Source organism: Nocardioides sp. P5_C9_2 (genome assembly GCF_054049555.1).
Map to the genome: position 1 here is coordinate 1 of NZ_JBFUMD010000067.1, position 11,399 is coordinate 11,399.

General features: G+C 72.4%; 9 protein-coding genes and 1 pseudogene. 3 read left to right on the plus strand and 7 right to left on the minus strand.

Annotation, left to right across the window (positions count from 1 at the left end; translation table 11 throughout):
• The 3 genes and pseudogenes from ACXJKL_RS05365 to ACXJKL_RS05375 form a co-directional block, all read left to right on the plus strand.
• Nucleotides 1–590, plus strand: a pseudogene (locus ACXJKL_RS05365) (hypothetical protein); the annotation flags it as partial.
• Between the two features lie 41 nt (nucleotides 591–631).
• A complete protein-coding gene (locus ACXJKL_RS05370; RefSeq protein WP_457206027.1) occupies nucleotides 632–1,978 on the plus strand; it encodes a hypothetical protein in 1,347 nt (448 codons plus the stop codon).
• A 90-nt stretch (nucleotides 1,979–2,068) separates the two neighbouring features.
• Entirely contained in the window at nucleotides 2,069–3,154 is a 1,086-nt protein-coding gene (locus ACXJKL_RS05375) for a Glu/Leu/Phe/Val family dehydrogenase (RefSeq protein ID WP_457206028.1), read from the plus strand.
• Between the two features lie 214 nt (nucleotides 3,155–3,368).
• On the opposite strand, the gene ACXJKL_RS05380 is transcribed toward ACXJKL_RS05375, so the two are convergent.
• The 7 genes from ACXJKL_RS05380 to ACXJKL_RS05410 all read right to left on the minus strand — a co-directional run.
• Nucleotides 3,369–3,554, minus strand: coding sequence for a DUF3073 domain-containing protein (locus ACXJKL_RS05380; RefSeq protein WP_457206029.1), 186 nt, complete (start codon nucleotides 3,552–3,554; stop codon nucleotides 3,369–3,371).
• 144 nt (nucleotides 3,555–3,698) lie between these two features.
• Nucleotides 3,699–4,790, minus strand: coding sequence for a phosphoribosylformylglycinamidine cyclo-ligase (purM, locus tag ACXJKL_RS05385; RefSeq protein WP_457206030.1), 1,092 nt, complete (start codon nucleotides 4,788–4,790; stop codon nucleotides 3,699–3,701).
• Between the two features lie 32 nt (nucleotides 4,791–4,822).
• Complete coding sequence (purF, locus tag ACXJKL_RS05390; protein WP_457206031.1) at nucleotides 4,823–6,352, minus strand: amidophosphoribosyltransferase; 1,530 nt, start codon at nucleotides 6,350–6,352, stop codon at nucleotides 4,823–4,825.
• Nucleotides 6,353–6,376: 24 nt separating this feature from the next.
• Nucleotides 6,377–6,871 carry a (2Fe-2S)-binding protein gene (locus ACXJKL_RS05395; protein WP_457206032.1) on the minus strand — a complete coding sequence of 165 codons (495 nt, stop codon included), beginning with the start codon at nucleotides 6,869–6,871 and terminating at the stop codon, nucleotides 6,377–6,379.
• An 11-nt stretch (nucleotides 6,872–6,882) separates the two neighbouring features.
• Nucleotides 6,883–9,207, minus strand: a complete 2,325-nt coding sequence (locus tag ACXJKL_RS05400; RefSeq protein WP_457206033.1) for a molybdopterin cofactor-binding domain-containing protein — start codon at nucleotides 9,205–9,207, stop codon at nucleotides 6,883–6,885.
• A 128-nt stretch (nucleotides 9,208–9,335) separates the two neighbouring features.
• On the minus strand, nucleotides 9,336–10,676 hold the full coding sequence (locus ACXJKL_RS05405) for a M20/M25/M40 family metallo-hydrolase (protein WP_457206034.1): 1,341 nt from the start codon (nucleotides 10,674–10,676) through the stop codon (nucleotides 9,336–9,338).
• A 38-nt stretch (nucleotides 10,677–10,714) separates the two neighbouring features.
• A partial coding sequence (locus ACXJKL_RS05410; RefSeq protein WP_457206035.1) for a GNAT family N-acetyltransferase occupies nucleotides 10,715–11,399 on the minus strand: 685 nt, incomplete at its 5' end.

The window sequence follows — 11,399 nt, forward strand, 5'->3', positions numbered from 1 at the left end:
CCACCGCGCTGCAGAACGTGCGCACGGCGATGCGCAACGCCGGGTACGCCGACAACGCCTGGACGCTGCTGGTCCAGAACTACCCGTCGCCGCTGCCGAGCTCGTCGTCGTTCCGCTACTCCGAGTCCGGCTACTCCCGGATGAGCACGGGCGGCTGCGGCTTCTGGAACCGGGACGCCGACTGGGCCAACGCGACCGCACTGCCCACGATCAACGGCGCCGTCATGGGCGGCGCGACCGACTCGGGGCTCACCAACGTGCGCACCCTCGACCTGTCGTCGGCGTTCAACGGTCGCCGACTCTGCGAGAACACGGTGGGCCTCTACGAGGAGAAGGGGCTGTCCTCGTGGACGCAGCCCGGAGCCGTGGACCAGACGGAGTGGATCAACCAGATCCGCACCGTCTCGACCTGCTGCGACTCGAGCAACCCGTACTACATCCAGGAGTCGCTGCACCCGAACTACTGGGCGCAGATGGCCACCCGGTCCTGCGTGCGCCAGGCGTGGAACGGCGGCGCGGTCCGCAGCGGCCGGTGCACCATCGCCGGCACCGGGCTCGTCAACGGTGAGCCGCGGATGTCGCTGGGCTGACCCCTCCCGGGCGGGGTGGCGCCGGCTGCGATGATCGCCCCGTGCTGCCCCGCCTCGAGATCGTGCGCCGCCTGCGGCCGGTCGACCTGGTCGCCGAGACGCGCCTGTGCACCGCGGACGGCGGGGGGGACCGGATGCCGGTGCGCGCGCCGTACGTCGCTGCGACGACGACGCTCTCCAGGCCGACCGACCGCTCCTACCTCGCCCTGGGCCTGGACGCGGCCCGCCTGGGACTGTCGTACGACGACGGGTCGCTCTCCCTGACCGTCACGCGAGGCCACGGGACCGGGGTGCACCGGAGCCGGCGGATGGGCCGCGCGGAGTCACCGACCGGGCTCGGGCTCACCCTGACCGGGAGCCACCTCACCGGGTGGTCGCGCGAGCAGGGGCGCTGGGTCGCCCGCGCCCGTCGGGACCTGCGCGACGACCTCGACGTCCGCGACCTGCACGACGAGGCGGCGCTCGCCGAGCTCCGGGTCGAGCTGCCCCCGCAGCCCTCGGTCGCCGGCACCTTCGGACAGCTCGGCCTGCGCGACCTGCGCCTGGTCAGCCACGCCGACGGCTCCCCCGTGCGCGACGACGGCGACCTGTGGCTGAGCGCCACCTCGGCCGGGCCCGGGTTCTTCGACAGCGCCCACACCAGCCTGTGGCGCCTCACCCCCGACACCCTCGAGCTGCGGCGCGCGGGCGACCTGTTCTTCCGTCGCCCCGACCGGCCCGGGGTGTACGGCGACCACGCGACGCACGTGGTCCGCGACGGCGACCGGTGGCTGGTCGCGACGAGCACCTGGGGGGACTTCGAGCAGCCCAGCACGCGGGCCTCGCGGACCGCCGCGTCGTCGCTGCGGGTGACGCTGGCGACCGTCGACGGGTCGGTGGACCTGCTGCACGGCGAGCACGTGCTGGACACCGTCGAGCTGCCGCTGCCCACCGACGGCTTCACCTCGGTCGCGGTGTGGGACCCGCACCTGGTGCGCGAGGAGGACCGCTGGCTGGTGGGCTTCGTGAGCGCGAGCCGGTTCTTCCGCTTCCACCCCGCCGTGGCGGCCGGGCCGTCCCTCGACGACCTGACCCTGCTCTCCGCGGCACCCGACCGGCGGGCGACCGAGGGCACCACCCTGCTGCGGGTCGACGGCGAGCTGCTCGTCCTGGCCAGCGACGGGAGGGACGGGCGCCGGGGCGAGCGCGCCCGGTTCCCGGTGCTCGGCACGGACCTGGTGGAGCGCGGCGCGCTGGACGCGCCGTACCCGACGAACCTGCCGTGGCCGACCCTCGCGCGGGTGGACGACCGGTGGCTGATGATCGCCTTCAACGGCGCGGCGGCGGGCGGCCCGCTGCTCGGCTACGGCACGCACGGCGACGTCGTGATCATGCGCGAGTCGGACTAACCTTGGAGGTGACGGCGGTCACCACCCATGACCGTCACGACCGGGTCGCACCACCCACGCGGCCGCCACGACACATCGAAGGACACCACCATGTCTGGAAACCCCACTGTCGACGTCTTCGACCTCGGCAGCGAGCACGAGCAGGTCGTCTTCTGCAACGACCGGGCCACCGGCCTGAAGGCCATCGTCGCCATCCACTCCACCGCCCTCGGTCCCGCCCTCGGCGGCACCCGCTTCTACCCCTACGCGAGCACCGACGACGCGATCGAGGACGTCCTCAACCTCTCACGCGGCATGTCCTACAAGGCGGCGCTCGCCGGCCTGGACCTCGGCGGCGGCAAGGCGGTCATCATCGGTGACCCGTCGACCCTCAAGACCGAGGCGCTGCTGCGCGCCTACGGCCGGTTCGTGCAGTCGCTCGGCGGTCGCTACTACACCGCCTGCGACGTGGGGACGTTCTCCGACGACATGGACCACATCGCGCGCGAGTGCTCCTTCGTCACCGGTCGCACCACCGCCCACGGCGGCGCGGGCGACAGCTCGGTGCTCACGGCGTACGGCGTGTTCCAGGGCATGCGCGCTGCGGCCGAGGTCGTCTGGGGTGCCCCGACGCTCCACGGCCGCACCGTCGGCGTCGCGGGCGTGGGCAAGGTCGGCCGGCACCTCGTGCGCCACCTCGTCGAGGACGGCGCCTCGGTGGTCATCRCCGACGTGCACCAGCCGTCCGTCGATGCCCTGGTCGCCGAGCACGAGGCCGTGACCGCGGTCGCCTCGACCGAGGCGCTCGTCGCCGCCCCGCTGGAMGTCTACGCCCCGTGCGCGCTCGGCGGAGCGCTCACCGACGAGGTCGTCGAGGTGCTGTCGGCCAAGATCGTGTGCGGCGCGGCCAACAACCAGCTCGCGCACCACGGCGTCGAGAAGCAGCTCGAGGAGCGCGGGATCCTGTACGCGCCCGACTACTGCGTCAACGCCGGCGGCCTGATCCAGGTGGCCGACGAGCTCGAGGGCTTCTCCTTCGAGCGCGCCCAGCAGCGGGCCACCGGCATCTTCGACACGACCAAGGCCGTCTTCGAGCTCGCGACCTCCGAGGGCGTCGCTCCGGCCATCGCGGCCGACCGGCTCGCCGAGCGTCGCATGCACGACGTCGGGCGGCTCCGGGGCGTCTGGCTCCCCTGACCGACCGGGCACTTCCGGACCGCTGGGCCGATCGACCGGGCACTTCCTGCGCGCAGCAGGAGGTGCCCGGTCGTGCGTTGCGGGACGAAACTGCCCGGTCGGTGGGTTCCAGCGCGACGGAAGTGCCCGGTCGGCGCTTTCCAGCGCGACGGAAGTGCCCGGTCGGCGGGTCAGCGCAGCGGGAGTGCCCGGTCAGGGGACCGGAGGTGCGACGTCAGTCGCGAGAGGGCTCGATGACGTCGGACCACTTCTCGAGGACTTCAGGATCCACCTGCTCGTCCACGGTGCCGCTGTCGCCGTGAAGCTCACTGGCGAGCGCCCCGAAGTCCGTCTCGTGAGTGCGGTACTTCAGGTCGCGAGCGACCTTGGTCTGCTTGGCTTTGGCTCGGCCGCGCCCCATAGGGTCAGCCCCCTCGCAAATCGGCCGGGGCAACGAAGGCTCCCGGGCTGTCTCAAGAATTTCTCGTGAGGACAACGCTACCTGTTACCTGGCTGTTCCCGCACTTCGGGGTGGACCGAAATCCGGACGAGTTCTCCGAACGGCTCAGCGGTGGTCCCCGGTCAGGTCCACGCGTCCGTCGCCGCCGGTGTGCACCTCGCCGGCCACCCACGCGGGGATGCCGTGCCCGTCGAGCACCGCGATCGCCCGGTCGGCCGACTCCGCGGGCAGCAGCGCGACCATGCCGACGCCGCAGTTGAGGGTCGCCTCGAGGTCCTCGCGGGAGACGTTGCCGACCTCGGCGACCAACGAGAACACCGGCGGGAGCGACCACGTGGCCCGGTCGAGCGTCGCCGACACCTCGACGGGCATGACCCGCTCCAGGTTGGCCGCGAGCCCGCCGCCGGTCACGTGCGACATGGCGTGCACCTCGGTCTGGGCCGCGAGGTCCAGGCAGGCCTTGGCGTAGATCCGGGTGGGCTCGAGGAGCTCCTCGCCCAGGGTGCGCCCCAGCACGTCGACGTGGCGGTCGAGGGACCAGCCCGGCCCGCCCGCGCCGAGCAGCACGTGGCGCACCAGGGAGTAGCCGTTGGAGTGCAGGCCGCTGGACCCCATGGCGAGCACCACGTCGCCCGGACGCACCCGGCCGGGGCCGAGCAGCCGGTCGGCCTCCACGACCCCGGTGGCGGCACCGGCGACGTCGTACTCGTCGGGGGCGAGCAGCCCCGGGTGCTCGGCGGTCTCGCCGCCGACGAGCGCGCAGCCGGCCAGCACGCACGCGTCGGCGATGCCCTTGACGATGGCCGCGACCCGCTCGGGGACGACCCGGCCGGTGGCGATGTAGTCGGTCATGAACAGCGGCTCGGCGCCACACACCACGAGATCGTCGACGACCATGCCGACGAGGTCGAAGCCGATGGTGTCGTGGACGTCCATCGCCTGCGCGATCGCGACCTTGGTGCCGACGCCGTCGGTGGAGGTGGCGAGCAGGGGCCGCTGGTAGCGGGTGAGCGCCGAGGCGTCGAAGAGGCCGGCGAAGCCGCCCAGGCCCCCGATCACCTCGGGTCGGGTGGCGCGCGCGACCGAGCCCTTCATCAGCTCGATGGCCAGGTCGGCGGCCTCGATCGAGACGCCGGCGGCGGCGTACGCGCCCTCGTCTCCGGCCGGCACGGGGTGGGTCGTGTCGCTGTCGGTCACGTCGCTCCTGCTGGGATGGGTACGGCGAGTGGTCAGGGGTTGTTGAGCACCGGCAGCGCGACCCGGTCGGCCGACGGCTCGAGGATCCCCTTGCCGAGGCGCTCGGGCTCGGGCAGCGGGATCGGGTACACCCCGTCGAAGCAGGCGCGGCACAGGTCGTCCATCGGCACCGAGGTGGCCTCGACGAGGTCCTCGAGGTCGATGTAGCCCAGCGAGTCGGCGTCGATCGAGCGGCAGATCTCGTCGGACGTGAGGCCGTTGGCGATGAGCTCGGCGCGGGTCGCGAAGTCGATGCCGTAGAAGCACGGCCACTTGACCGGCGGCGAGCTGATCCGCACGTGCACCTCGCGGGCGCCGGCCTCGCGCAGCATCCGCACGAGCGCACGCTGGGTGTTGCCCCGCACGATCGAGTCGTCCACGACCACGAGGCGCTTGCCCTCGATGACGTCGCGCAGCGGGTTGAGCTTGAGCCGGATGCCGAGCTGGCGGATGGTCTGGCTGGGCTGGATGAAGGTCCGCCCGACGTAGGAGTTCTTGACCAGGCCCATGCCGTAGGGGATGCCCGACTCCTCGGCGTAGCCGATCGCCGACGGGGTGCCGGACTCGGGGACCGGGATGACCAGGTCGGCGTCGGCCGGGAAGGCCTTGGCCAGCCGGCGACCGATCTCCACGCGCACGCTGTGGACGCGCTGGCCGGTGATGAGGGTGTCGGGGCGGGCGAGGTAGACGAACTCGAAGAGGCAGTGCTTGGGGGCCGGCTGGGCGAACTGCTGGGTGCGCAGCCCGTCCTCGTCGACCGCGACCATCTCGCCGGGCTCGATCTCGCGGATGAACGAGGCGCCCACGATGTCCAGGGCCGCGGTCTCCGACGCGATCACCCAGCCGCGCTCCAGGCGCCCGAGGACCAGCGGGCGGATGCCCTGCGGGTCGCGGGCGGCGTACAGCGTGTGCTCGTCCATCCAGACGAAGGAGTAGGCGCCCTGGATCTGCGGGAGCAGCTCGGCGGCCCGCTCCTCGACCGTCTGGCCGGGGTGGTGCGCGAGGAGCTGGGTGACGACCGAGGTGTCGTTGGTGGACGCGGGCGGCATCCGCATCTGGAGGTCCAGGTGCTCGCCGCCCTCGGCACCGACCACCATCGCGGCCAGCTCGGGGGTGTTGATGAGGTTGCCGTTGTGGGCCAGCGCGATGGAGCCGGTGGCGGTGGGGTGGAACGTCGGCTGCGCGTTGTGCCAGGTGCTCGCGCCGGTCGTGGAGTAGCGCGAGTGCCCGACGGCGACGTGGCCCTTGAGGGACTCCAGCGTCGACTCGTCGAAGACCTGCGAGACCAGCCCCATGTCCTTGTAGACGAGGATCTGGCGGCCGTTGCTCACCGCGATGCCCGCGGACTCCTGGCCGCGGTGCTGGAGCGCGTAGAGCCCGAAGTAGCTGAGCTTGGCGACGTCCTCCCCCGGGGCCCAGACCCCGAAGACGCCGCACGCGTCCTGCGGGCCCTGGTCGTGGGGGTCGATGGCAGCCGTCAGACGGCCGTCACCGCCCTTGCGCTTGCTCGTCGGCGTGGGCACGCGGCGATTCTACGGGCCGCGCACTCACATGCGTCCGGCCCCGTCCACGATGGCCTCGCGGATGCGGGTGTAGGTGCCGCACCGACAGATGTTCCGGATGGTGTCGAGGTCGGCGTCGGTGATCTCGCGACCCTCCTCGCGCACCTTCCTGGCCAGCGCCACGGCGGCCATGATCTGGCCCGGCTGGCAGTAGCCGCACTGCGGGACGTCGCGGTCCAGCCACGCCTCCTGCATGGGGTGCAGGCCGTTCGGGCCGCGCTGGGGTGCCTCCACCTGGTCGGGCAGCCCCTCGATGGTGGTGATCTCGTCGTCGGGCCCGACGCGACCGACGGGCACCGCGCACGGGTTGAACGCCGAGCCGTTGATGTGCGACGTACAGGCCTTGCACACGTTGATGCCGCAGCCGTACTTCGGGCCGGTGACGCCGAGCCGGTCCCGGAGCACCCACAGGAGCCGGACGTCGTCGGCGACGTCCACGGTCACGGTCTTGCCGTTGAGGACAAAGGTCTGGAGAGGCATGCGGGGGCTCCTCAGGAGGTCAGGTCGAGGCCGTTGGTCGGCGACTCGGGGATCGGCGGGACGAAGGGCTTGGGCTCGAAGGAGAGCTGCTTGTGGTTGATCGGGAAGTACGTCGGGACGGTCCCGGTCGCCCGGGCGTAGGCGCAGGCCACGGCCGCGAAGGTCGCCGCCACCCCGGCCTCGCCGGCGCCGCCGGGCTGCTTCTCCGTCGACGGCATCACGATCACCTCGACCTCGGGCGGGGTGTTCCACTGGCGGGTGTAGAAGTAGTTGTCCCAGCTGGCCTCGAGGAAGTGCCCGTCGCGCAGGTGCAGGCTGGACGTCAGGGCCAGCGCGATGCCGTCGTTGATGCCGCCCTGCATCTGGGCCTCGAGGCCTCGCGGGTTGATCGCGAGGCCGACGTCGACGGCGTACGTCACCTTGGTGACCCGCGGGCCGGTGACGGCCTCGCGGATCCGGCGACCGGTCGTCGCGGGACGGCAGTCGATCTCGACGAGGCACGCCGAGACGCCCTTGTACTCCTTGTGGATCGCGATGCCCTGCGCGGTTCCCGCAGGCATGCTCCGGCCCCAGTCCCCCGCCTCGGCGACCTTGTCCAGCACGGCGAGGAGGCGCTCGTTGCGCTGGAACCTGCGCCGGAACTCGTAGGGGTCGAGGCCCATCCGCGCGGCGATCTGGTCGATCACCAGCTCGCTGGAGACACGGACGTCGGGCGAGTAGATGTTGCGCATCGACCCGGTGTTGAAGCGGTCGTCGGTCTCGATGACGGTCTGGGTGACCGCGCCGAAGTCGTAGGGGACCTCCTGGGTGAGAGCGAAGATCGTCTGCGCGAAGCCCTGGTTGCCCAGCCCGCCGGGCAGGTCGRCCGCCTTGGCGGTGACGATCTCGCCGAGCCCGTGCCGGAAGTCGGTCTCCACGCAGGTCAGCGACTGGTTGAAGGCGAGGACCTCCTTGCCGAGCACCACGGCCTGCACCCGGCAGGTGCCCATCGGGTGCCCGCGACCGACCCGCGCGTCGTCCGCGCGGTGCCACATCAGCTTCACCGGCCGGCCCATCGCCTGCGAGATCTCCGCGGCCTCGAGCGCGCCGTCGAAGAACAGTCGGCGACCGAACGAGCCGCCCGCGGTGACGACGTTGACCCTCACCTGGTCCGGCGTCATGCCGAGCTTCTCGGCGATCTGCTGCTGCGCGACGATCGGGGACTTCAGGCCCGCCCAGATCGTGGCGCCGTCCGCGCGGACGTCGGCGATCGCGGAGTTGGTGTCCATCGCGGAGTTGCTGCGGAAGTAGAACGTGAAGTCCCCGCCGATCGTCCTGGCCAGCGGATTGGGCGGCAGCGCCGGCATCGGCAGCTGCGCCGAGCGGAGCCGGCGCAGGATGGTGGCGTCGCTCTCGCCGGYGACCGGCCCGTCGGCCCACTCGACGTCGAGCGCGCGGATCGCGTCGATGCACTGGCCGAACGTCTCGGCCCGTACGGCGACGCCGGTGCTGACCGTGGCCACGTGCGTGACGCCGGGCAGCTGCTCGACCGCGGCCTGGTTGCGGACCCGCACGGGGGTGCCGTTGAGCGTGGGAGCGCGACAGACCATGGTCGGGAGCGCGTCCTCGACCTGCAGGTCGGTGGTGAAGTCCTTGGTCCCGGTCACGGCCGCCAGGGCGTCGACCCGGTTCGTGGGCGTGCCCACGACGGCGAAGTCGGACTCGTCCTTGAGCTGGACCTCGACCGCACGGGTGGTGGAGCTGGCCGCCCGCGCCGCCAGCTCGCCGTACGTCACGGACGCCCCGCTGGGGGCGGTGATGACGCCGCCCTTCGCCACCAGCCCGGCGACGGTGTCGCCGAGGACGATCGCGGCCGCGTCGAGCAGTGCGGCGCGGGCCACGGCGGCCGCGACGCGGATGGGCGTGTACGTCGAGATGGTGGTGTTGGAGCCACCGGTGAGCTGGTTGAACAGCAGCTCCTGGCGCGCCGGCGCGAGGGTCACCTCGACCTTGTCGAGCGGCAGGTCGAGCTCCTCGGCGATGAGCATCGCCGTCGAGGTGGTGATGCCCTGGCCGACCTCCATCCGGGGCAGCGCGAAGGTGGCGGTGCCGTCCTCGCGGATGACCACGGTGATGAGGTTGGCGGTCGGCCGCGCCGCATCGGTGAGCATGTCGTTGAGGTCGTACAGCTCGGGGACCTGCGGCAGGGTCGGGATCTCGGCGGAGGCGGCCGGCGCGTCCAGGAGGCCGAGGTCGGCGGCGGCCACGAGGGTCGAGCCCGCGACGACGTAGCCGAGGAAGCGACGGCGGTCGAGCGGCAGCGTGGTGAGGGTGTGGTCGGCGTGCGGTGCGGTCATCGCGGGGATCACCCGATCCTGTGCAGCCCCGGCAGCCTCCCGAGGCGGAGGTCCCTCCCAGGACCGCCGCCCACTATGACAGTAGAACTGTCACATTCCAAGGGCAGGTTGGCGCGCGCTCCCCGAGATTACGCACCGAGATTGCGGAGCAGGAACGCCTCGGCGAGCACGACCTTCTCGAACTCGGCGAGGTGGAGCCCCTCGTTGGCCCCGTGGGCGCGGGTGTCGGGGTCCTCGACACCGGTGACGAGCACGCTGGCCTCCGGGAACGCCTCGAGGAACTCGGCGATGAAGGGGATCGAGCCGCCGRCGCCCATGTCGACCGGCTCGGTGCCGTCCCAGGCCTCCGCGAACGCGGCGCGCGCGGCGTCGTACGCCGGGCCGGTGGCGTCGATCGCGGTGGCCTCGCCGGTGTCGACGACGGTCGTGGAGAGGGTGGCGCCCCACGGCACGTGCGCCTCGAGGTGGCGCTGGAGGCACGCGACGGCGTTGGCGGTCGTGTCGCCGGGGGCGATGCGCAGGCTGATCCGGCAGCGGGCGGCCGGGACCAGGGTGTTGGACGCGCCCTCGACCTTGGGGGCGTCGAGGCCGGTGATGGAGAGCGCCGGCTTGGTCCACAGCCGCTCGACGACGGAGCCGGACCCGATCCACTCGATGCCCTCGGCGGCGCCGGACTCTGCACGGAGCCGGGCCTCGGGGTACTCCACGTCGGCGGCCGGGCCGGAGAAGAGCCCCTCGATGGCCACGTTGCCGGCCTCGTCGTTGAGGCTGGCGATGAGTCGGCTCAGGGCCATGATCGAGTCGGGCACGAGGCCGCCCCACATGCCCGAGTGCACGGCGTGGGTCAGCGTGCGGACCTCGACGTCCATCCGGACCAGCCCGCGCAGGCTGGTGGTGAGGGCGGGCTCGCCGATGTCCCAGTTGCCCGAGTCGGCGATGACGATGACGTCGGCGGAGAGCCGCTGCTTGTGGGCCTCGAGCAGCGCGACGAGGGTGTCGGAGCCGACCTCCTCCTCACCCTCGATGAACATCACCAGGTTGACCGGGAGCGCGTCGCCGAAGATCCGGACGGCGCCGAGGTGGGCGGCGATGCMGGCCTTGTCGTCGGCGGCACCGCGGCCGTAGAGACGGTCGCCCCGCTCGGTCGGCTCCCACGGCGGGGAGTCCCAGTCGGCGTGGTCGTTCTCCGGCTGGACGTCGTGGTGGGCGTAGAGCAGCACCGTGGGCGCACCCTCGGGGCCGGCCTTCTTGGCGATCACGGCCGGCGGGGCGCCGTCGTACGCCCGGACGATCTCGGCGTCGAACCCCTCGGCGGCGAAGAGGTCGCGCGTCGCCTCGGCGCTGCGCTCGACCTCGCCGGCACGCGCCGGGTCGGCGCTCACGGACTGGATGCGGACCAGGTCCTCGAGGTCCTGACGGATGCCGGGGAGCACCTCGGCGAGGCGGGCGCGGATGTCGATCGTCGTCATGACTCGCACCCTAGTGGGGCGGCGCCGGGGGATGTGGGTCAGGCCCAGGCGTCCGGGCGCCGCTCCAGGGTGGTGTGGCGCTCGACGTCGGTGAACCCGAGGCTGCGGTAGATCCGGATCGCGTCGCCGTCGGTGTCGGCCGCGATCACCAGCACCTCGGTCCCGTACGTCGCGAGGGCGTGCTCGCCGGCCGCGTGCACGACCGCCGCCGCGAGCCCCTGCCGTCGGTGGTCGGGGTGCGTCTCGACGCTCTGGTAGCGCGCGATGCCGGCGTGCGTGACGAAGACGGCCGCCGTGCTGACCAGCTCGTCGCCGACGAAGGCGCCGTACCGCCGACCGAGCCCGCGGGCCACCAGCCCACGCTCCTGCGCGTTCTTGCGCCGCGCGTAGGTCATGAAGGTCGCCTCCTCGGTCTGCGACCAGAGGTGGAAGCTGAGCCGCGCGCGCCGCTCCCAGTCGTCGTCGCTCTCGAGCGGGCGGACCACGACCTCCTCCGCGACCGGACGCGGCGCCACGAGCGCGCCGGTCGTCAGCACGGTGCCGCTGTCGACCTCCATCCCGGCGGCCACGAAGGGCTGCAGGGCCTCGGTGAGGTCGTCGGTGCCGTCGATGCCGATCGACACGTGCTCGGCGAGGGGGAACTCGGTGTGGAAGGCGCCGACCACCTCACGCTCGCCGCCGGGGTAGGGCAGCTCGCGCAGCAGCAGGAAGTTGCCCCAGAAG

Coding starts and splice junctions, on each gene's coding strand:
- ACXJKL_RS05380 (WP_457206029.1), bottom strand. CDS start 3,554: ATGGGGCGCGGCCGAGCCAAAGCCAAGCAGACCAAGGTCGCTCGCGAC.
- ACXJKL_RS05395 (WP_457206032.1), bottom strand. CDS start 6,871: ATGCCTCTCCAGACCTTTGTCCTCAACGGCAAGACCGTGACCGTGGAC.